18 protein-coding genes are annotated in these 20,566 nt (G+C 51.8%); 14 read left to right on the top strand and 4 right to left on the bottom strand.

The window, feature by feature from the left end; translation table 11 throughout:
* Window positions 1-40: 40 nt before the first annotated feature.
* The 8 genes from ABJU74_RS04395 (at window position 41) to ABJU74_RS04360 (ending at window position 9,919) form a co-directional block, all read left to right on the top strand.
* Window positions 41-1,060 carry an NADP-dependent oxidoreductase gene (locus ABJU74_RS04395; protein ID WP_348385049.1) on the top strand — a complete coding sequence of 340 codons (1,020 nt, stop codon included), beginning with the start codon at window positions 41-43 and terminating at the stop codon, window positions 1,058-1,060.
* A gap of 100 nt (window positions 1,061-1,160) precedes the next feature.
* A complete protein-coding gene (ptsP, locus tag ABJU74_RS04390; RefSeq protein ID WP_348385048.1) occupies window positions 1,161-3,443 on the top strand; it encodes a phosphoenolpyruvate--protein phosphotransferase in 2,283 nt (760 codons plus the stop codon).
* A 167-nt stretch (window positions 3,444-3,610) separates the two neighbouring features.
* Complete coding sequence (locus tag ABJU74_RS04385) at window positions 3,611-4,483, top strand: RodZ domain-containing protein (RefSeq protein WP_348385047.1); 873 nt, start codon at window positions 3,611-3,613, stop codon at window positions 4,481-4,483.
* Between the two features lie 119 nt (window positions 4,484-4,602).
* On the top strand, window positions 4,603-5,487 hold the full coding sequence (locus ABJU74_RS04380) for a hypothetical protein (protein WP_348385046.1): 885 nt from the start codon (window positions 4,603-4,605) through the stop codon (window positions 5,485-5,487).
* Between the two features lie 25 nt (window positions 5,488-5,512).
* Window positions 5,513-6,460 (top strand): tRNA lysidine(34) synthetase TilS, encoded by a 948-nt coding sequence (gene tilS, locus ABJU74_RS04375; RefSeq protein WP_348385045.1) that lies wholly within the window; start codon window positions 5,513-5,515, stop codon window positions 6,458-6,460.
* Between the two features lie 158 nt (window positions 6,461-6,618).
* The gene (gene ftsH / locus ABJU74_RS04370) at window positions 6,619-8,571 is read left to right on the top strand and encodes an ATP-dependent zinc metalloprotease FtsH (protein WP_348385044.1); all 1,953 of its coding nucleotides are present in this window, start codon (window positions 6,619-6,621) and stop codon (window positions 8,569-8,571) included.
* Window positions 8,572-8,654: 83 nt separating this feature from the next.
* Complete coding sequence (locus ABJU74_RS04365; RefSeq protein WP_348385042.1) at window positions 8,655-9,026, top strand: hypothetical protein; 372 nt, start codon at window positions 8,655-8,657, stop codon at window positions 9,024-9,026.
* A gap of 128 nt (window positions 9,027-9,154) precedes the next feature.
* Window positions 9,155-9,919, top strand: coding sequence for a sterol desaturase family protein (locus tag ABJU74_RS04360; RefSeq protein ID WP_348385041.1), 765 nt, complete (start codon window positions 9,155-9,157; stop codon window positions 9,917-9,919).
* A 70-nt stretch (window positions 9,920-9,989) separates the two neighbouring features.
* On the opposite strand, the gene rpoZ is transcribed toward ABJU74_RS04360, so the two are convergent.
* Window positions 9,990-10,337 (bottom strand): DNA-directed RNA polymerase subunit omega, encoded by a 348-nt coding sequence (rpoZ, locus tag ABJU74_RS04355; protein ID WP_348385040.1) that lies wholly within the window; start codon window positions 10,335-10,337, stop codon window positions 9,990-9,992.
* 144 nt (window positions 10,338-10,481) lie between these two features.
* On the opposite strand from rpoZ, the gene ABJU74_RS04350 reads away from it, so the two are divergent.
* Complete coding sequence (locus ABJU74_RS04350; protein ID WP_348385039.1) at window positions 10,482-11,699, top strand: phosphatidylserine/phosphatidylglycerophosphate/cardiolipin synthase family protein; 1,218 nt, start codon at window positions 10,482-10,484, stop codon at window positions 11,697-11,699.
* A 154-nt stretch (window positions 11,700-11,853) separates the two neighbouring features.
* Window positions 11,854-12,951, top strand: coding sequence for a class A beta-lactamase (bla, locus tag ABJU74_RS04345; protein ID WP_348385037.1), 1,098 nt, complete (start codon window positions 11,854-11,856; stop codon window positions 12,949-12,951).
* Between the two features lie 4 nt (window positions 12,952-12,955).
* Here bla and ABJU74_RS04340 read toward each other — a convergent pair whose 3' ends face one another.
* Both ABJU74_RS04340 and ABJU74_RS04335 read right to left on the bottom strand, forming a co-directional pair.
* A complete protein-coding gene (locus tag ABJU74_RS04340; protein ID WP_348385036.1) occupies window positions 12,956-13,147 on the bottom strand; it encodes a hypothetical protein in 192 nt (63 codons plus the stop codon).
* Window positions 13,148-13,257: 110 nt separating this feature from the next.
* Window positions 13,258-13,662 (bottom strand): hypothetical protein, encoded by a 405-nt coding sequence (locus ABJU74_RS04335; RefSeq protein WP_348385035.1) that lies wholly within the window; start codon window positions 13,660-13,662, stop codon window positions 13,258-13,260.
* Between the two features lie 232 nt (window positions 13,663-13,894).
* Here ABJU74_RS04335 and ABJU74_RS04330 point away from each other — a divergent pair, with 232 nt between their 5' ends.
* From ABJU74_RS04330 to metH, 4 genes are all read left to right on the top strand, one after another.
* Window positions 13,895-14,920, top strand: coding sequence for a metalloregulator ArsR/SmtB family transcription factor (locus tag ABJU74_RS04330; RefSeq protein WP_348385033.1), 1,026 nt, complete (start codon window positions 13,895-13,897; stop codon window positions 14,918-14,920).
* Window positions 14,917-15,873, top strand: a complete 957-nt coding sequence (metF, locus tag ABJU74_RS04325; protein ID WP_348385031.1) for a methylenetetrahydrofolate reductase — start codon at window positions 14,917-14,919, stop codon at window positions 15,871-15,873. The genes ABJU74_RS04330 and metF overlap by 4 nt, the downstream gene beginning before the upstream one ends.
* Complete coding sequence (locus ABJU74_RS04320) at window positions 15,870-16,919, top strand: homocysteine S-methyltransferase family protein (RefSeq protein ID WP_348385030.1); 1,050 nt, start codon at window positions 15,870-15,872, stop codon at window positions 16,917-16,919. The genes metF and ABJU74_RS04320 overlap by 4 nt, the downstream gene beginning before the upstream one ends.
* A 91-nt stretch (window positions 16,920-17,010) precedes the next feature.
* On the top strand, window positions 17,011-19,641 hold the full coding sequence (gene metH / locus ABJU74_RS04315) for a methionine synthase (RefSeq protein WP_348385029.1): 2,631 nt from the start codon (window positions 17,011-17,013) through the stop codon (window positions 19,639-19,641).
* A 47-nt stretch (window positions 19,642-19,688) separates the two neighbouring features.
* Here the strand turns inward: metH and ABJU74_RS04310 are convergent, their stop codons facing one another.
* Window positions 19,689-20,324: a PEPxxWA-CTERM sorting domain-containing protein gene (locus ABJU74_RS04310; RefSeq protein ID WP_348385027.1), complete on the bottom strand. Its 636-nt coding sequence runs from the start codon at window positions 20,322-20,324 to the stop codon at window positions 19,689-19,691.
* Window positions 20,325-20,566: the final 242 nt, after the last annotated feature.

Raw genomic sequence — 20,566 nt, 5'->3', positions numbered from 1 at the left:
TGCCCAAGGTTCGATGAAATTGAACTGAGAGGATAGTCTGATGACCACGAACCAGATTTGGTACCTGCGCAAACGCCCCGTCGGAAAAATAGCCGATGGCGATTTGGAACTTGTGACCGAAGAAATGGCCCCTTTGGGTCCGGACATGGTTCGGGTGCGGACAATTTACTTATCACTCGATCCCACCAACCGTATCTGGATGAGCGATATGGACGGTTATCTGCCGCCCGTACCAATTGATGATCCGATGCGCGGAGGTGGTATTGGCGTCGTAGAAGAAAGCAATTTTGACTCCGTGCCGGTAGGCAGCCTGATCAATACGGGCTTGTCTACTTGGGCCATGTATAATGATATTCCTGGCGGAATGGCCAATATCTTGCCTGCCATCCCCGGCGTTCCCCTCACCGCCTTTATGGGACCATTGGGTGCAACCGGGATGACCGCTTATTTTGGATTGATGGATATTGGCAAACCAAAGGAAGGCGATACGTTGGTCGTATCCGCTGCCGCTGGTGCAGTCGGATCAATGGTTGGTCAAATTGGCAAGATTCACGGATGCCATGTCGTCGGCATTGCGGGTTCTGATGACAAATGCCAATGGCTCACCGAAGAAGCCGGGTTCGACGCTGCGATAAATTACAAGACCGAAAATGTCGGCGATGCTCTGGACACCCACTGCCCCAATGGCATTGATATTAATTTTGAAAGCGTTGGCGGCGAAATCATGGGTGCGGTAATCGCGCGGCTCAACGACTTTTCGCGTATGCCCCTGTGCGGCTTGATTTCCACCTATAATGATACGGATGGATCCCCGGGACCCGCCAATTTTGCGAATTTTCTGATGCGCCGGACCACGCTGCGAGGCTTTATCATCCTCGATTATTTTGACCGCTTTCCAGAAGGTGCGCAAGCCATGGCAGGATGGTTGATGGAAGGAAAGATCAAGTTCGAAACCGATATTGTACAAGGTATTGAGAATGCTCCGGCATCCATTGATCGGTTGTTTACTGGTGCCAATTTAGGCAAACTGGCCGTTCAATTTGGTCCGGAACCGATCTAAGTCTCGAAAATTGTCATGACCGGCTATCATCAGGAAAGTTTCTGGTGACTGGCCTGTTTTGTTTATCGCGCCCGTGCATGGTTTCTGCTAGGCATGGACTATGGCCTCCAAAACTACGTCCAGTCCTGTAACCGCTCGCAATATTTTGACCGGACTCCGAGCGATCATGGCATCGCCGGGCAATGCACAAACCAAATTAAACCATGTGGTCGAAACTATTGCCGATGCAGTGAGCAGTGAAGTTTGCTCGGTATATTTGCGCCGGGAAGGCGTTTTGGAACTTTACGCAACTCATGGCCTCAACCAACAAGCCGTTCATGTTACCAAATTGGCTTTTGGAGAAGGGTTGACCGGCTATATTGCAAAAAACGTGGAAACACTGAACCTCGATGAAGCGGCAAGCCATCCAGATTTTCAATATCGTCCGGAAACCGGTGAGGAAAAGTTTCACAGCTTTGCCGGCGTTCCGATCATTCGCAACCAGCAATCAGTTGGCGTCTTATGCGCTCAACATATTGAACCGCGCAAATATTCCGAGGAAGAAATCGAGTCCTTTCAGACGGCGGCGATGGTCTTGTCAGAACTTATCGCCAATGCCGAATTGATCGATGAAGAATCTGTGGATGCACCGCAAGCCTATAATAACGGCGCGGATCGGTTAACCGGATTGCAATTGGTCAAAGGCAAAGCCAGCGGATTTGCGGTCTTCCATCAACCACGGGTTAAAATTGAACATACGGTTGCCGAAGATATTGAGGCAGAAAGACACCGGGTATATTCCGCCTTTGACAAAATGCGTGCTCAAATTGATCAAATGACCAATCAAGCAGAATTTGGCGTAGGCGGAGAGCATGAAGAAGTCCTCCAAACCTACAAAATGTTCGCCTATGATGAAGGTTGGAGCCGGCGGATCAATGAAGCCATTGATAGTGGCCTGACCGCAGAAGCTGCAATTGAACGGGTTCAGCAACATACCCGTATGCGCATGCGGCAGATTGACGATCCTTTGCTTGCGGAAAGAATGCATGACCTGGAAGACTTGGCCAATCGGTTGCTTCGCATTGTGTCCGGTCAAATGGGAACCGCTGCCACGATGGGGCTAAGGCAGGATACGATTTTGCTCGCCCGCAATCTGGGGCCGGCAGAGTTGCTTGAATATGATCGCCGCCGATTAAAAGGCGTAGTGCTCGAGGAGGGATCGCTGACCGCTCATGTCACGATCATCGCTCGGGCCATGGATATCCCGATCCTCGGTCAGGTTAAAAATATTCGTCAGATCGTCCGCGAAAATGATCATCTGCTATTAAACGTTGACGACAACGCCCTATTCGTCCGTCCAAGCAGCTCAATGGAAGACGCATTTGAAGCGCAAATAGAGCTGACACAGAAAAAACGAGCCGCCTATTCCGCGCTCACCAAAGAAGAACCGATCACCAAAGATGGCACACGGATTAAGCTAAACATCAACGCGGGCTTGCGTGACGACATGGCCATGTTAAATCTCACCGGTGCTGATGGAATCGGTTTGTTCCGCACAGAATTTCAATTTCTGGTAGCCGCAACTATGCCGGGCCGCGCAGGACAATTGCGCTTTTATCGTGATGTTTTGGATGCCGCCGGAGACAAGCCGGTAATTTTCCGTACGGTTGATATTGGTGGTGACAAACCCCTGCCTTATTTCCAGGCAAGTGAGGTCAAGGAAGAAAATCCCGCCATGGGTTGGCGCGCTTTGCGTATCGGACTGGAACGCGATGCGTTGATGAAGGTGCAAGCTCGCGCCTTGATCGAAGCGGCAGCGGGCCGCAAGCTCAACGTGATGTTTCCCATGATTGCGGAACCTTGGGAATTTGATCGGGCCAAAGCGGTGTTCGAAAAGCAACTCGATTTTCTTCGAACCCGCAAGAAGCAGCTGCCGCTTTCCATTCGTTATGGCGCGATGTTGGAAGTACCGGCCTTGGCCGAATGTCTCGATCAAATGGCGTCGCGGCTCGATTTTCTGTCGATCGGAACCAATGATCTTACGCAGTTTCTGTTTGCCGCTGATCGCAGCAACCCGAAGCTGGCGGAGCGCTTTGACTGGCTCAGCCCAGCGATATTACGCTTTTTAGGGCGCGTTTCCAATCAAGCCGACGCGCTCGGGATCGAACTTAGTGTATGCGGAGAAATGGGCGGACGCCCGCTGGAATCTCTAGCGCTTCTTGGACTGGGCATTAGAGGCTTGTCGATCACGCCGGCTTCTGTGGGCCCGATTAAGGCCATGATCCGGTCTCTTGATCTGAATGCCGCCAAAGAGCAGCTCACGGCCATGCTATCCGGCCCGCCATCTGATCCCCGAGCGGCTCTCACACAATGGGCAGTGGATCACGATGTTGACCTAGGCTGACCATCTTGGTGTAACATCTTGTATCAAGGGTTGCACCGGGGCTATGATTCGAAGAATAATGCAACAGCAGAAATATCAATAATCATTGACTTTTCATCAGTCTAATGGCTTTTCTATGCGATCTGTAAAATCGGGGTCGCACCGCGGACCGGCCAGAGGAGAGTAAAATGGCCGAAGAAAAGGACGCAGAAGAATCAGGCGAAGAAAATGCCGAACTCAGCTTGCACAGCGCGGGCGACTTGTTGCGCCAAGCCCGCGAGCAGAAAAACCTGAATATTGAAGATATTGCGAAGACAACTCGCATTCCCCAGCGCCATTTGGAATCGATCGAGTCCGGAGATTTTGCCGCCTTGCCTGGCCGCACCTACGCAATTGGATTTGCCAAATCCTACGCCCGGACAGTGGGACTGAGCGAAGTCACTATCGGCAGCCAGCTGCGCGAGGAAATGGATGACCGGGGTCACACGGCCTATGAACCCGAAACAAGCGGCTATTCGCCAGCCAACCCCAGCAATATTCCGCCGAAATATTTGGCTTTTACCGCCGCTGCTATCGCCGCAATCTTACTTGTCGGCTTTCTCGTTTGGCGGACGCTGTTTCTGGAACCAACTGATTTTGCAGCCGATGACTCAGAGAGCATTTTAGCCGAAACCGGAACCGGAGAAGAAACCAGCGAAGCCGGCGTAGAACCGGTCGGCCCAAGCCCGTCATCCACTGGCACGGTCATCTTGACTGCAACCGCAACGGTTTGGTTGAAAGTCTATGATCAAGAAGGCGAACGGTTATTTGAAAAAGAAATGGCAGCGGGGGAACAATATACCGTTCCCGCAGACGCGCAGGGTCCGCAGATTTTAACCGGCCGCCCTGATGCGCTGACCGTGACCATTGATGGTGCCGTAGTGGCTCCCTTGGGCACAGCAGATCGCACAATCAAAGATGTCGGCATTAGCGCTGCGGCCTTGCTCGCTCGGGCCGATCCCGGCGGATCTTCGACCGGGGCAGATGAATCACAAGATGCGGACGCTTCCAATAATCCGTAAAGATTGTGGTTCGCGCCAGCAGCTTATGATCCGTATCATTCGCTTTATCTCGTCCTAAATCTGTTTACTTTGCCACGGCATATATGGTTAACAAGACCAATGATATTTGGAGGCACGTTATGAAATCCATCCTGTTACCGGCTCTCGTCACTAGTTTGTCCGCGAGCTTGCTCTGTGCGGTTCCGGCTACGGCCCAAAACCGCAATGTTGACAAACGAGTGGAGCGACTGGAGCAAGAAATGCGCGCTGTCCAACGCAAGGTTTTCCCTGGTGGGTCTTCCAGATTTTTTGAACCAGATATTCGGCCCGACGCAGCGGCCCCAGCGACGACCTCGACCACGACATCGGCGGTCTCGGATTTGATTACCCGTGTCGATGCACTCGAACGCAGCTTGGCCAACTTAACCGGACAGGTGGAACAAAATGATTTCCGGATCAAACAGATTGAAGACAAAATGGCAGCGGCTACCACTACAGCGCCCGATCCATTGGCAGCGCCATCATCTGGTACCGCCGGCACTGAAACACTCACCGCCGAGACCAGCAGCACGGCCAGCGCTCCCGATCCGGAACGGGTCACCGGTGTCGCATCGATCATTATGCCTGAAACCGGTGATGACGGGGAAGATGCCTATATTTACGGATATCGTCTGTGGGCTGAAAAATATTATCCCGAAGCGCAAACCCAATTGAAAAAAGCAGCGGCGGATCACCCCGGGCATCGCCGTGCCAGCTTTGCCAAAAACCTGTTGGGACGAGCCTATCTGGATGACGGGAAACCGGCATTGGCGGCCATTGCCCTTTACGAAAACTATCAGGAATTGCCGCGCGGCGAGCGGGCCCCTGACAGCCTCTATTTCCTCAGCACAGCGCTGGTTCAGCTCAACAAGAAAACCGAGGCCTGCCAAACCTTATCGGAACTGGAAGACGTATATCCCAGCGTGGCAACCGGCCGGCTAAGCGCTCGGGTAGCGCGCGGCAAGGGTGCAGCAGATTGCAATTAATCACCAATAAAGACCATCACCAGCAATGAGTGACAGCGACCTTCTCGACCGTTTTCGGGAAACATTTTCTGTGTTGATTCCAAAATTTGAAAATAGCGATCAGCGACTGGGGCTTGCCGTATCCGGTGGCCCCGATAGCGTCGCATTGCTGCTCTTGGCACATCGCTGCTTTCCCGATCAAATTTCCGCCGCCAGCGTTGATCATGGCCTGCGCCCGGAAGCGCAAAACGAATGTGAATTTGTCGCTGCTTTGTGCCAAAAATATGGGATTGAACATGAAATCCTAAAGCCCACTACGCCCATTCGCGGCAGCATTCAGATGGAAGCCCGAAAGGCTCGCTATGCACTGCTTCACATGTGGATTGAACGACAAGAATTAAACTGGTTGGCCACAGCCCATCATGCTGATGATCAGCTGGAAACATTGATCATGCGGATATTGCGCGGAAGCGGAATCGATGGAATGTCAGCAATCCGTGCCCGGCGCGGCCAGATCGTCCGACCTTTGCTCCGTTTTACCAAAGCAGAATTACAAGAATTCGTTAAAAATCAAGATGTTATTGCGGTTGATGATCCATCTAATCAAGACAGAAGTTTTGATCGCGTGCGCGTGCGCGAAGCGCTGTCCAAATTGTCTGGCTTTGATGTCGCGCAAGCAAGCCAAAGTGCCGCAGCGCTCGATGATGCCCGTTTGGCTATATATTGGATGGTTGATGAACTGGCGGCTCTGCATATCCGGTCCAACGAGGACGGATCGACGCTCGACAAGCATGATTTTCCGCATGAAATTGTCCGGCGTTTGCTGCTGAAATGCCTCCATATGTGCGATCCATCACTGTCACCTCGGGGCAACCAGCTGGAAACGCTCATCGCCACGCTCCGCCGTGGTGAAACAGCAACAATCGGCAATATATTGTGCAGAGGCGGGTTAACCTGGCGGTTTTCACCTGCGCCAAAACGAAACAATAGGTAAATTTCTCAAGGTTTTGACCGTAAATTCCGATAGACGATCACAGTGATTGGTAAAAACATTTGCCGTCATATTGTTATCCCGCACAAAACCCCTATCTTTAAGGGATAGATTCGGGCCGAAATGTAAGCCCACGATACCAACACAGGACAAGAGTGACCATGAACGACGAACAGGATCCCAAGGACAATCCATGGATGAAAAGCATGCTCATCTGGGCAGGCGTGATCGTGGCTCTATTGTTGACCGTATCAATGTTCGGCGCTGGCGCTGGCAATGATGCTGGCGACGCCATTAGCTATTCGTCTTTCCGTGCCAAAGTTTCTGAAGGCAGTGTCGAGAAAGTTGCCATTGCACCCGATAAAATTACCGGACAGCTTACCAATGGCGACAATTTTACCACCACCCCGGTTGGCAATGATCCCAGCTTGGTCAAACTCCTCGACGAAAAAGGGGTTGAATATAGCGGTCAGGCCGAAGAAAGCCCGAGCATTTGGCAATATTTGCTGATCCAGTCTCTGCCATTCCTGTTGATTTTGGGTATCGCCTTCTTTGTTTTGCGGCAAATGCAAAAAGGCAGCGGCTCCGGCGCAATGGGCTTTGGCAAATCAAAAGCGAAAATGCTGACCGAGAAACAGGGCAAAGTGACCTTTGAAGATGTTGCCGGCATTGATGAAGCGCGCGAAGAATTGGAAGAAATTGTCGAGTTTTTGAAAAACCCCAGCCGCTTTTCCAAGCTGGGTGGACAAATTCCAAAAGGCGCCTTGCTGGTTGGCTCGCCCGGTACCGGTAAGACATTGCTTGCTCGTGCCATTGCTGGCGAAGCGGGTGTGCCGTTTTTCACCATTTCCGGTTCGGACTTTGTTGAAATGTTTGTCGGGGTCGGCGCCAGCCGGGTGCGTGACATGTTTGAACAAGCCAAGAAAAGCGCACCGTGCATTGTGTTTATCGATGAGATTGATGCCGTCGGTCGCCATCGCGGCGCCGGCTTAGGCAATGGCAATGATGAGCGCGAACAGACGCTGAACCAATTGCTCGTTGAAATGGACGGTTTTGAAGCCAATGAAGGAATCATTATCATCGCGGCCACCAACCGCCCGGATGTTCTTGATCCCGCATTGCTGCGTCCTGGTCGATTTGACCGGCAAGTTGTTGTCCCGCATCCTGATATTGAAGGGCGCGAGAAAATCCTAGAAGTACATATGAAAAAAGTGCCTTTGGCACCGGATGTGAACGCCCGTACAATTGCGCGGGGCACGCCTGGATTTTCGGGCGCCGATCTCGCCAATCTCGTTAATGAGGCCGCCTTAATGGCAGCGCGCCGCGGCAAGCGACTGGTCGCTATGGACGAGTTTGAAACGGCCAAAGACAAAGTCATGATGGGCACCGAACGCAAATCGATGGTTATGACCGAAGACGAAAAGAAAATGACCGCATATCACGAAGCGGGCCACGCCATTGTCGCCGTCCACGAACCGGCTTCCGATCCGATTCACAAAGCCACAATCATTCCGCGTGGCCGTGCCTTGGGTATGGTGATGCGCTTACCAGAACGCGACAGCTATAGTTATCACCGTGATAAAATGCATGCGAACATGGCTGTATCCATGGGCGGACGTGTCGCGGAAGAAATTATTTTCGGCTATGACAAAGTCTCATCAGGCGCCTCGGGTGATATTCAATATGCCACCAAATTGGCGCGCGATATGGTCACGCAATGGGGCATGTCCGATGAAATGGGGCCGTTGCAATATGAAGAAGAACAGGGCGAAACATTCCTTGGCTATTCCCAATCACAGCGCGCCCATATGTCCGATGAAACGGCTAAGAAAATCGACAGCGAAATTCGCGGCTTGGTCGATGCTGGCTATGAACGTGCGAAAGATTTGCTGACCACCCATGAAGATCAGTTGCACCTTTTGGCCAATGCTTTGTTGGAATATGAAACCCTGTCGGGCGATGAGATTGACTCGCTTGTTGAGGATGGAAAATTTGAACGCCCGGATGGTGATGTTGTCAAACCGTCAGCAACACCTACGGTCGGGACATCTATTCCCAAATCTGGCAAAAAACGGAAAGGCCCATTTGGCGATCCCAAACCGCAAGGGGCATAAGGGCTGTATTAGGGAGATAATTCACCTTTTATTCAGGCAATAGGTAACACAAGGCCTCCATCGAATTTGATGGAGGCCTTTTTATGTACCGCACTCTTTCCGCACTGACTTGCGCTGCGATTTTATCACTTCCCACGCCGGCCCTCGCAATGCCAGTATCCGAATTTCTCCCCAAGGCCGAAAAGCTCGTCAATTCAGGCATGGGCGCCATGTTTTCAAAACATCGCAAACCGGTAATGGCGGAAATGAAAAAAGTGACCAAAGGCTATCGCTCTGACATCGAAAAGGCACGGGCAGCGGGTCGGTCTCCATCGAGCTGCCCACCGCCAAAAGGCAAAGGCAATCTCAACGCAAAAGAATTTCTCGCTCATCTAAAATCCATCCCGACCGCGCAGCGGAATATGGAAGTCCAGTCGGCTTTTCATGGCTATATGAAGAAAAAATACCCATGCTGAGCGGGCCGATTGCGGTAATTGCGGTAGATGTTTATTCAATAATTTCATCGGCTTGGTCTTGCGCACCGCCCGCTTAACTGCGACAAAAGACTATGGTTGCATTTGAACAATATGAGGCATTGATCCGAATGAGCGTCTTTGCGGGGGTCTTCCTTGTCATGGCGATGATGGAAATAATAGTCCCCCGAAAACAGCGGGTTCAAACACGCAGCGGACGCTGGTTCACCAATATTTCCCTTGTGGTGATAAACACATTAGCCTTGCGTTTCGCTTTGCCGATTCTAGCGGTTGGCATGGCCGACTATGCCGCGACAAAAGGCTGGGGCTTGCTTGCTCTGATCGATCTTCCGTTTTGGTTGGAGGTTATTATTGCATTCTTGCTGCTCGATATGTTGATCTATCTGCAGCATGTGGCACTCCACAAAATTCCCGTATTTTGGCGCATGCACAAAGTGCATCATGCCGATCGCGATCTGGATGTCACAAGCGGCGCGCGATTTCATCCGTTTGAAGCCCTGTTATCCATGGCCTTTAAATTGCTATGCATTGCCGTCATCGGCCCCGCTGCTTTCGCGGTTTTCCTGTTTGAAGTGATACTCAACGCCGCGTCCATGTTTAACCATGCCAATGTGCATTTGCCCAAAGGGCTGGACCGAGGGTTGCGCTTGTTCATTGTCACACCGGATATGCACCGCGTTCACCATTCGATCATCGAACGGGAAACCAATAGCAATTACGGTTTTTTCCTGACAATTTGGGATCGCGTATTCCGCACCTATATTCCCCAACCTGAAAAGGGACATGACGGAATGACAATCGGGCTGAGCGAGCATCAGAGCGATCAACCGGCCAACCTCCTGTGGAGTTTGCTCCTCCCTTTTCGGCGGAATTAAACGGCCAAAAAAACGGGCGACTACTCTTTACAGAGCGCCGCCCGGTTTTACTCATGGAGAATTGGTGCGCTTAACGCCGTCCATATTCATTGGATACACCCGCACTGCGCGGCGGCGCCGCAGCCGTGAGGCGAAGCGCTTCAGCGGATTGGCTGATCGAACCAATTTCATCAGGCGTATCATCATCGTCAATTTGCACTTTCTGCAAGGATTGAACGAGACTTTCTTCCAGATCTTTAGGTTTGATCGTTTCGTCGGCAATTTCGCGCAAAGACACAACCGGATTTTTATCACGGTCCCGATCGATGGTCAGTTCGGCACCGCCAGAAATCTCACGGGCACGTTGCGCCGCAAACAAGACCAAATCGAACCGATTGGTTACTTTATCAACGCAATCTTCAACGGTAACGCGAGCCATAAGGCGCTCCTGATTCTCTAAAATTCATGAAAGAGCCTGTCATCTAAGGATGAGACGCGCTTTTGTCAACAAAATCGATGGTGCAATCGCCTGCACAAGCTTGGACAATTGTAGGATAAACCGGAATAAACTAAAGACGGGTTTATGGTTGCTTCTGCTTCTTCCTCCCCTCTTGGCAATGATAAATTTCAGGACCATCACATCTTTGAAATAGCCGGCAATCAATTGCAGTTAATCTGCAATCCCGCCCGCCGACTTGACGTTTTGTCGACGCTTATCGATCAGGCGAAATCCCGATTAAAGCTGTTCTACTATATGTTTGAAGGCGATGAGACGGGGAAATTCATTTTGAACAAACTGATCAATGCCTGTGAGCGCGGCGTTGATGTGGAGTTAATCGTGGACAGCTTTGGCTCCAACGATGCGCCCGATGGTTTTTTCGACCCTTTTGTCCGAGCAGGCGGTAGTTTTGCCATTTTCAGCCCGCGGTTCTCGACCAGTTATTTTGTCCGTAACCACCAAAAAATGCTGATCGCTGATGACAGAAAAGCGCTGATTGGCGGGTTCAATATAGCCAATCAATATTTTGATCAGCGCCCTGCCCAGCAACCGGAAGAGGATTTGGAAGCCAATTGGGAAGATCTCGGATTGGTCATTACCGGACCGCAGGCAGAGATTATTTCACGCTATTATGATCAGCTTTCCACATGGGTTCACAATCATAATGGAAATATCCGGCTGCTGCGCAAGATGATCCGCAACTGGGACCCGGGCTATGGGCCATTTCAATGGTTGCTGGGCGGCCCGAGCAATCGCTTAAGCCGGTGGGCGTGGACGATTAAGAAAGATCTCGAAACCGGCCATAGGCTCGACTTGGTTAGCGCCTATTTCTCTCCTGGACAGGGTTTGTTGCGCCGGATTGGACGGCTATCCAAATGGGGCGGGGGAAACCGGCTCATCTTACCCGGAAAAACAGACAATGCCGCCACGATTGGTGCCAGCCGCCTGCTTTATGGCTATCTCCTCAAACGCGATTCCCATATTTATGAATATCAGCCCAAAAGGCTGCATATGAAATTGGTCATTGTTGACAATGCGGTTTATATTGGGTCCGCTAATTTTGACTTGCGCAGCTTGTTCATCAATGTCGAGTTAATGTTGCGGATCGAAGACGCTGCTTTCGCTAAACATGCACGGCTGATGGTTGATGACATCAGCCATCAGTCGCGTCCCATTTCGGTCGAATTGCATAAAGAACGGCGAAGTTTTCTCAACCGGATAAGATGGTTTTTGTCCTATTTCATCGTCAACACCCTGGACTATACGGTCACGCGCCGCCTGAACTTTGGTGTAAAGAAGTAAACAATGCCATTGGTCGCACGTCCAGAATCGTTCACCGCAAACAATGGTTCCGCCTCTGTTCAGGGACAATCGCTTACGTAGAGAGATTATCTGCGGTGTGCGTAATCAATCTCCATTTGATCGGTGGCACCTGAAACAGGGAATGTTTAGTATTATGATGCGTTTTCATACATTCGTTGCAGTGTTTTTTGTGACATTCTTGACGGCCTGTGTTGCGCCTTCTGGGCCAAGGCCGGATCTGACAACACCGCGCGCAGAATCCCAGCCCCCACGATATAATCCGCCTCCCCCCGCACGCCCAAGCGCTGCGTCATCGCGAAATCGCCCGGACGCAGCCCTAGAACGCCAAATTGCTGACCTGTGGCGCACATTCCCCGGCAAAACCGGAATAGCGATTAAGAGTATCGACAAGGGATGGAGTATCGGCCACCGGGTCGATCAAAATTTCCCGCAGCAAAGCGTTTCAAAATTGTGGGTAGCAATGACTGTGCTCGACAAAGTTGATCAGGGCCGAATTTCTCTTTCCGATCCGATCCGCATTGGGCCGGATGATCTCACGTTATTTTATCAACCGATGGCCGCCGAAGTGAATCGAGAAGGCACTGTCATCAAAAGTGTCTACACGCTACTCGAGCGCGCTTTGGCTTATAGTGACAATACCGCAAATGATGCGCTGCTTCGGCATGCAGGCGGCCCTGATGCGGTCAATGACTTTATCCGGCGCAGCCAGCTGGGAAAAATCAAATTTGGTCCCGGTGAACGGCTTATGCAGAGCCAAATTGCTGGTCTGAAATGGAATCAGAGCCTCTCGCAGGGCCGTAAATTCTATACCGCCCGCGCCAATTTACCCATTGAACGCCGCCGTCAAGCCCTTGCCGACTATTTGGCCAACCCGATTGATGGAGCCAGCCCTGGAGCAATTGTGAATGCGCTCAGCAAAATGGCCAAAGGCGATCTTTTGTCATCCAATTCAACGCGGTTGCTCCAATCCATTCTCAAGCGAACGCGCAGTGGACCTAACCGATTGAAAGCCGGCGTCCCATCAAATTGGGAATTTTTGCATAAGACTGGAACGGGTCAAGTGCTGAGAGGCACATCGACCGGCTATAATGATGTGGGTATCATGACAGCGCCGGATGGCAGCCGCTATGCTGTAGCCGTTATGTTAGCTGATACCACGGCTCCCATTCCCAAACGCATGGAGATGATGCAAGCGGTGACGCGCGCGGTCGCCCGCTACCACAATAGATAAGCGCTTATGGCGTGTTGGGCGGAACCGGAGCCTGCTCATTGTCTGGCGGAATATTGCGCTCATCCAGCATTTCTGCCGCTTCATCAAGAGCTTGTGCTTCACCAACGGTAACGCCGCCGGGTCCCGGATCATTGGGTGCTGGTCCACAAGCCATCAAAAGCAGGATAATAGAAAACGGAAGACATCGTTTCAACATATGCAGATCTGCTCCTGTTTCGGCCGAGCATGAAAAGTTACACGCGATCGAAGATCAAATAAAAAAGGGCCACCCGTGGGGCAGCCCTTTTTCTAATCTATGGAAAAGACCTATTCAACTGCACGTTTTGCAGCGTCAGCACCTTTTTCTATAAGATCGTTAGCCGCGCCTTTAGCCGCGTCTTTTGCTTGATCAGCAACTGAACCGGCAGCGTCGCCAGCGGCGTCTGCAGCACCTTCAGCGGCATCGGCAGCTTCACCTGCAGCGTCGCTCATTGCGTCCGCAGCGCCTTCGACAGCTTCGCCTGCTTCATCTGTTGCTTCAGCAGCGGCTTCGCCCATAGCGTCAGCAGAACCTTCAGCAGCGTCCATAGCATCTTCTGCAGCTTCTTCAGCAGTTGCTTCTGAACCTTCTACAGCTTCTTCAGCACCGGCTTCTGCATCGTCAGCGGCACCGGAACATGCAGCCAGACCAAGCGCAGCAGCAAGCGCGATTGATGTTGTTACTTTTTTCATTGGGTAAACCCTTTACTTTTTCCTCATAAAAACCACGCGAACATCCGATTACTCCCTCGATCCACCCGCGCACTTTATCTTTACCGCTACAAAAAAAGGATGGCAACGAAGAACCTGCCGCACGGGGCCAGGATCATACTATATTTTGTAAAATCTCATGCAGAACAATAATCAAAGCTAGTGAATCTAATGGATTGACTACATATAAAGAATTCTTTATATGATTGACCCAATGAACCAGATCTTAGACATATTTAGAGCGCTTGCAGACCCGACGCGGATTCGAATCATGCTTTTGCTCTTGCAAATGGAGCTGGCTGTTGGCGAACTGGCGCAAATTTTAAATCAAAGCCAGCCAAGAATATCCCGCCATATCCGAATTTTGGACGAAGCCGGTTTGGCAGAACGCCGAAAAGAAGGAAGCTGGGTGTTCTTACGCCCCGGTCCAGCCCCGGAACTGGAATTGCTGCGCCGGCTTTTTCGATCTGAATCTGTCATATCATCCACGCAAGCCGATGCTGATCAAGCGCAATTGGCCTTGATACGCAAAGCACGGGCAGAAATGGCCGACCGATATTTTGAAGCCCATGCGCAAGAATGGGATGCGATAAGATCGCTGCATTTGCCGGAAGATGATGTCGAACAAGCGATGATTGCGCTGCTCAAAGATATTGATTTGGGACATATGCTGGATATCGGTACCGGGACTGGGCGTATGGTGGAAATTTTTGGGCCTCATTCCAGAAAAGTGACCGCATTGGACAAAAGCCCGGAAATGCTGAGACTAGCGCGGGCTAAACTTTTAGGAAATGAAACCGAAAAAACCCCGCAAGCGGAGCTGGCGCAAAAAACTGAGTTAAAGCTCGGTGATTTTAACAGCCTGCCTATCGCCGATACCGAAATGGATAGCGTCCTCTTGCATCAAGTACTGCACTATGCGCCGCATCCAGAAGCCGTGCTTGCGGAGGTCTCGCGAGTATTGCGCAGCGGCGGAACGGTGATGATCGCTGACTTCGCACCACATGATCATGAAGAATTGCGAACGACCCATGCGCATGCACGACTGGGCTTTTCTGATGAACGGATGAAAAGATGGTTTGCCGATGCGCAAATTGACATGGTGCAATGCCGCACGCTCGACGGCGGCCAGCTAACCGTGAAAATCTGGGTCGGCAGGAAATCCGAATTACCACAAATCCATCCCGGCAATACTGCGCCTTCCCCCGATAATCGATCGCACAAAAGAGTTTCACTATGACCGAACTGAACAGACCCTTAGGCTTAACGGAATTGGAAGAAGCGAAACGAGCGCTCGATGTCCCGCTATTTGCCGGATTAAGCGGTGATGCAGATGTATCCTTTGAATTTTTCCCACCCAAGTCGGAAAAAATGGAGAAAACATTGTGGGATAGCGTCGTCACGCTGGAGCCACTTAACCCGCGATTTGTTTCGGTTACTTATGGAGCAGGCGGTTCAACCCGCGAGCGGACCCATGCCACTGTGGCGCGCATTGCCAAAGAAACGCATATTCCGGCAGCGGCGCATTTGACATGCGTGGGAGCAAGCAAATCAGAAATTGCAGAAGTCGCCCAATCCTATTGGGAAGCGGGTGTCCGCCACATTGTTGCGCTGCGCGGTGATCCGCCAGCAGAAGGGCAAGCCTTTGAACCCCATCCGCAAGGATATAAAAGTGCAGCGGAATTGGTCAAAGGGTTGAAGGATATCGCGCCCTTCGAAATTTCCGTGGCCGCCTATCCCGAAACCCATCCCGAGGCCAATTGTCCGCAAAGCGATCTCGATAATCTCAAACGCAAGCTGGACGCCGGTGCCAGCCGTGCAATTTCACAGTTTTTCTTTTCTGCCGAAGCTTTTTTCCGATTCCGGGATGCCGCCACAGCGGCGGGTATTGATGCAGAATTGGTGCCAGGCATCTTGCCTGTATCCAATGTGGCCCAAACGCGGAAATTTGCGGGCATGTGCGGCGCTGAAATACCAGTGTGGATGAATGATCTGTTTGAAGGTCTGGATGACCATCCTTCTGCCCGCCAACTTATCGCCGCCACAGTGGCCGCAGAACTGTGCCGCAAATTATATGCTGGCGGTGTGCGCCAGTTTCATTTCTACACGCTCAATCGAGCCGAGCTCAGCTATGCCATTTGCCATTTACTCGGCAAACGTCCCTCCGGTTCCGCACAGGAGAAAGCGGCATGACAAGTCCCAGCGAACAACTCCGCGGTCTCGCTGCAGAACGCATTCTTGTTTTCGATGGCGGCTATGGCACGGCCATCCAAAATCATGGCTTAGGGGAGCGCGACTATCGCGGCACATTGGAACTGACTGACGATCAAAAAGGCAATAATGACCTGCTCAGCCTGACCAGGCCGGATATTATCGAAAGCATTCATACCGCTTATCTGGAAGCGGGCGCGGATATTGTTGAAACTAATACATTTAGTTCCACCGAGATTAGCCAAGCCGACTATGGCTGCGAGCATCTGGTCAAAGATATCAACATCAAATCTGCCGAAATCGCGCGGCGCGCTTGCGACAAGGCCGAGGCCAAAGATGGCAAAAAACGTTTTGTAGCTGGCTCGATTGGTCCAACCAATAAAACGCTGTCGCTGTCGCCGGACGTCAATGATCCCGGCTTTCGCGAGATTGATTTCGATTATCTGAAAGGCGTGTACCGCGAACAATGTGATGCCCTGATCGAAGGCGGTGTTGATTTTCTGTTGATCGAGACAATCTTCGATACACTCAACGCAAAATGCGCGGGCATGGCGGCCCAAGAAGCGGCCGATGCTTGTGATCGCGATGTGCCGCTGATGATTTCGATGACCCTCACAGACCTTTCAGGCCGCAATCTGTCCGGTCATACGGTCGAGGCTTTCTGGCACGCGGTGCGTCACCTGAAACCGATAACCATCGGTCTCAATTGCTCCTTTGGTGCTGATCAACTGCGGCCCCATCTCGCGATGCTGGCTAAAGAGGCCGATACTTTGATCATGGCCTATCCCAATGCCGGCCTGCCCAATGAGCTGGGCGAATATGATGAAACGCCGGATCAAACCGCGGCGCTGATTACCGAATGGTTGGATGACAGTCTGGTCAATATTGTCGGTGGATGCTGTGGTACGACGCCCGAGCATATCGCGGCCATTGCCGAAAAAGTGGCCAGCGCCAAACCTCGAATGGCTGCGAATCCGGCCGTGCAAACGCGCTTGTCTGGCTTGGAGCCATTCACCATGGCGGCGTGAACACCGATGGGCGAAACCCAACGCTCGCAGCTTAGCAGATGATTATCGTGAAACGCCCATCGACAGGGTCAGGGCTAACGGAATAACAAAAATGAACTCAATTTCCTCTTCCGCGCAATTCGTCAATATCGGCGAACGCACCAATGTTACCGGTTCTGCGCGGTTTAAAAAACTTATCCTCAACGATGACTATGAAGCCGCCGTGGAAGTCGCGCGGCAACAGGTTGAAAATGGCGCGCAGATTATCGATGTGAATATGGACGAAGGCCTGCTCGACGCCGAGCATGCGATGACGACCTTCCTCAAACTCATTGCCGCAGAACCGGATATTGCCCGCGTCCCCGTGATGATCGACAGCTCCAAATGGTCGGTCATCGAAGCGGGCCTCAAATGCGTGTCTGGCAAACCGATTGTCAATTCCATCTCGATGAAGGAAGGCGAAGCGGAATTTCTCGCTCATGCGCGCAAATGCATGGCTTATGGCGCCGCGATCGTGGTCATGGCATTTGACGAAACCGGGCAAGCAGACACCAAGCAGCGCAAGATTGAGATTTGTGAGCGAGCCTATAAATTGCTTACCGGAATCGGCTTTCCGCCTGAGGATATTATCTTCGATCCCAACGTTTTCGCGGTGGCCACCGGAATTGACGAACATCGCCGCTATGGACTGGATTTCATCGAAGCGGTGGCGGAAATCAAGGCCCGCTGTCCGCATGTGCATTTTTCGGGCGGCCTTTCCAACCTGTCCTTTAGCTTTCGCGGTAACGAACCGGTGCGCCGGGCCATGCACAGCGTCTTTCTCTATCATGCCATACCCGCCGGGCTGGACATGGCCATTGTCAACGCAGGTCAGTTGGATATTTACGATGATATCGACCCGATCCTGCGCGAACATTGTGAAGATGTAATTTTAGACCGCGAACCCAAAGATGGTGGGGATGCAACAGACCGATTAATCACCCTCGCCGAAATATTCCGAGGCACCGACAAAGCCGCTGAAAAAGCGGCTGCCGAATGGCGTGGCTATGATGTCGTCAAGCGATTGGAACACGCGCTGGTCAAAGGCATTGATGCCCATATAATTGAAGATACGGAAGAGATGCGGGTTTCGGTCAAAGATGCCGGTGGTCGGCCGATCGAGGTTATCGAAGGTCCATTAATGGACGGTATGAACGTGGTCGGCGACCTGTTCGGATCAGGCAAAATGTTTTTGCCGCAAGTCGTGAAATCCGCGCGGGTGATGAAAAAGGCCGTGGCCCATCTCTTCCCCTATATCGAAGAGGAAAAAGCAGAGGGCGCCAAGGGCAAAGGCAAAATCATCATGGCGACCGTCAAAGGCGATGTGCACGATATCGGCAAGAATATTGTCGGCGTCGTGCTACAATGTAATGGCTTTGAAGTGATCGACCTCGGCGTGATGGTGCCGTGGACCGATATATTGAAAGCGGCCAATGAAAATGATGCCGACATGATCGGATTATCCGGGCTGATCACGCCGTCACTCGACGAAATGGTTACCGTGTCCGAAGAAATGGAGCGCGCTAAAATGACCATGCCGCTGCTCATCGGCGGGGCAACAACATCCAAGACCCACACCGCTTTGCGGATCGAACCGGCTTATTCGGGGCCAACTGTCTATGTGCTCGACGCCAGCCGCGCCGTTGGTGTTGCATCACAACTGGTCAGCGACACACAGGCTGAAGGTTTTATCGCCAATACCCGCGAAGACTATGAACAAGTACGCATTGCGCGTGCGGGCAAAACCGCCAAAAAATTGGCTTCACTTGATGAAGCGCGGGCCAATAGTGCTGAAATTGACATGAATCAGAAAGCGCCGGCTCCGAAAAAACCGGGCCTTCATATCTATGAAGACTGGGATCTGGCGGAATTGCGTCCGTATATTGACTGGACTCCGTTTTTCCGGGCCTGGGAATTAGCCGGCACGTTTCCGGCAATTTTAACCGATGATATTGTCGGCGAAAGCGCCAGCGACTTGTATAAAGACGCTCAAGCCATGCTCGACAAAATCATCGCGGAAAAATGGCTCGTCGCAAAGGGCGTGGCCGGTTTATGGCGCGCGCGGCGAGATGGCGATGATATCATGGTCTCGCCCGACAATGAGGAAATAGCGCTGCCCATGCTGCGCCAGCAGGTGAGCAAAAGATCGGGCAAGTCCAACAATTGCCTTGCGGATTTTATCGACAATTCTGATGACTGGATGGGCGGCTTTGCGGTCACTGCTGGCCATGGCATTGACGAGCATATCGCCCGTTTTGAAGCCGATAAGGATGACTATAACAGCATCCTGATCAAGGCTCTGGCAGACCGGCTCGCCGAGGCATTTGCTGAACGCATGCACGAACATGTCAGAAAAGATCTATGGGGCTATGCCGAGGATGAAAATCTCGACAATAAGGCGCTGATTCAGGAACAATATCAAGGCATTCGGCCAGCGCCCGGCTATCCCGCCTGTCCGGATCATAGCCTCAAACCGATTTTATTCGATATGCTCAACGCTACCGAGCATACCGGCATCGAGCTCACCAGCAGCTTTGCGATGACACCCACTGCCGCTGTATCCGGATTTTACTTCGCCCACCCGCAAGCCGATTATTTTGGCGTCGCGCGTATTGGCGAGGACCAGGTCGAGGACTATGCCACTCGACGGGATATCTCGCTCGATCGGGCACGCCAATGGTTGCGACCCAATTTAAACGAATAAAGCCGGCCCCTTACGAGACCGGCTTTCATTCCAAACTTTAAAAGATATTAGGCGAAGCTGACGTTCGCATTGGCTTTGCGGCGACGACGCATGGCACCGCCCACCAGGCCAAATCCACCAATCATCATCGCCCAGCTTGCGGGTTCAGGAACCGATGGAGCAACCGTCAATACGCGTACAAAGTCGCCCGGAGATGAGGCTCGGAAGTCAATGTTGAGCCGGTTTCCAGCAATGTTAAACTGATCGTTATTTTCCAGCCCGCGTGAGCCGGGGTTAAGATAGTTTACATTGGCATTACCCAGCAACGCGTCGGTGGAATTGAGGATATTGCGACTATCCAAAACTTCCAGAATATCGCCATCAAAGTCGACAAAGCCAATGGCTCTGCGGCCCGGGCCGGGATCAAAAAATACATAGTGGCTGTTTACAACCGTACCAGCAGCCAAACTGCCCACCGCGGAAGTTAGCGTCACGCTTTGCTGCTCGTTAAAAGCGAAAAGATTATTGGATTGCTGGTTGTTATTGCCCACAGCAAATCCGGGAGCGGGATCCAATTCTTCAAAGACGCCGCCATTTGTGGCAGCAGAACCACCCGTCAGATCGCCAAATATAACTGCAGCATGAGCAGAGCCCGCTGAAATCAAGCTTCCGGCAGCAACTGCAGCCATCAGAAATTTACGCATAATGTCTTCCTTACTAGGTGAGCAAATTCTCACATTTTTTTATCTTTGTACGGCCTCACGTTACCGTTTGGTCGGACGGGTTGCCAGCTCTCTCCGGTCTAGTTGATAAATGTTTACACTTTCCCTGCATTGGTAACTTCGTCCCAAGGCCGCTGTTAACCTTTTAAAACAGGTTTGATTTCATTTGGGACAGGGCTTTGCAACATGTTGTGTCGGGGACATGAGCAACTTATGGCATAATC

Origin of the sequence: Parasphingorhabdus sp., from assembly GCF_039982415.1 — a bacterium.
Taxonomy (GTDB): domain Bacteria; phylum Pseudomonadota; class Alphaproteobacteria; order Sphingomonadales; family Sphingomonadaceae; genus Parasphingorhabdus.
This window is presented reverse-complemented; position numbering and strand designations above follow the sequence as displayed.

Coding starts and splice junctions, on each gene's coding strand:
- metH (WP_348385029.1), top strand. CDS start 17,011: ATGAACTCAATTTCCTCTTCCGCGCAATTCGTCAATATCGGCGAACGC.
- ABJU74_RS04320 (WP_348385030.1), top strand. CDS start 15,870: ATGACAAGTCCCAGCGAACAACTCCGCGGTCTCGCTGCAGAACGCATT.
- ABJU74_RS04350 (WP_348385039.1), top strand. CDS start 10,482: ATGGTTGCTTCTGCTTCTTCCTCCCCTCTTGGCAATGATAAATTTCAG.
- ABJU74_RS04330 (WP_348385033.1), top strand. CDS start 13,895: ATGAACCAGATCTTAGACATATTTAGAGCGCTTGCAGACCCGACGCGG.
- ABJU74_RS04340 (WP_348385036.1), bottom strand. CDS start 13,147: ATGTTGAAACGATGTCTTCCGTTTTCTATTATCCTGCTTTTGATGGCT.
- ptsP (WP_348385048.1), top strand. CDS start 1,161: ATGGCCTCCAAAACTACGTCCAGTCCTGTAACCGCTCGCAATATTTTG.
- rpoZ (WP_348385040.1), bottom strand. CDS start 10,337: ATGGCTCGCGTTACCGTTGAAGATTGCGTTGATAAAGTAACCAATCGG.
- ABJU74_RS04335 (WP_348385035.1), bottom strand. CDS start 13,662: ATGAAAAAAGTAACAACATCAATCGCGCTTGCTGCTGCGCTTGGTCTG.
- bla (WP_348385037.1), top strand. CDS start 11,854: ATGATGCGTTTTCATACATTCGTTGCAGTGTTTTTTGTGACATTCTTG.
- ABJU74_RS04360 (WP_348385041.1), top strand. CDS start 9,155: ATGAGCGTCTTTGCGGGGGTCTTCCTTGTCATGGCGATGATGGAAATA.
- ftsH (WP_348385044.1), top strand. CDS start 6,619: ATGAACGACGAACAGGATCCCAAGGACAATCCATGGATGAAAAGCATG.
- tilS (WP_348385045.1), top strand. CDS start 5,513: ATGAGTGACAGCGACCTTCTCGACCGTTTTCGGGAAACATTTTCTGTG.
- ABJU74_RS04310 (WP_348385027.1), bottom strand. CDS start 20,324: ATGCGTAAATTTCTGATGGCTGCAGTTGCTGCCGGAAGCTTGATTTCA.
- metF (WP_348385031.1), top strand. CDS start 14,917: ATGACCGAACTGAACAGACCCTTAGGCTTAACGGAATTGGAAGAAGCG.
- ABJU74_RS04395 (WP_348385049.1), top strand. CDS start 41: ATGACCACGAACCAGATTTGGTACCTGCGCAAACGCCCCGTCGGAAAA.
- ABJU74_RS04385 (WP_348385047.1), top strand. CDS start 3,611: ATGGCCGAAGAAAAGGACGCAGAAGAATCAGGCGAAGAAAATGCCGAA.
- ABJU74_RS04380 (WP_348385046.1), top strand. CDS start 4,603: ATGAAATCCATCCTGTTACCGGCTCTCGTCACTAGTTTGTCCGCGAGC.
- ABJU74_RS04365 (WP_348385042.1), top strand. CDS start 8,655: ATGTACCGCACTCTTTCCGCACTGACTTGCGCTGCGATTTTATCACTT.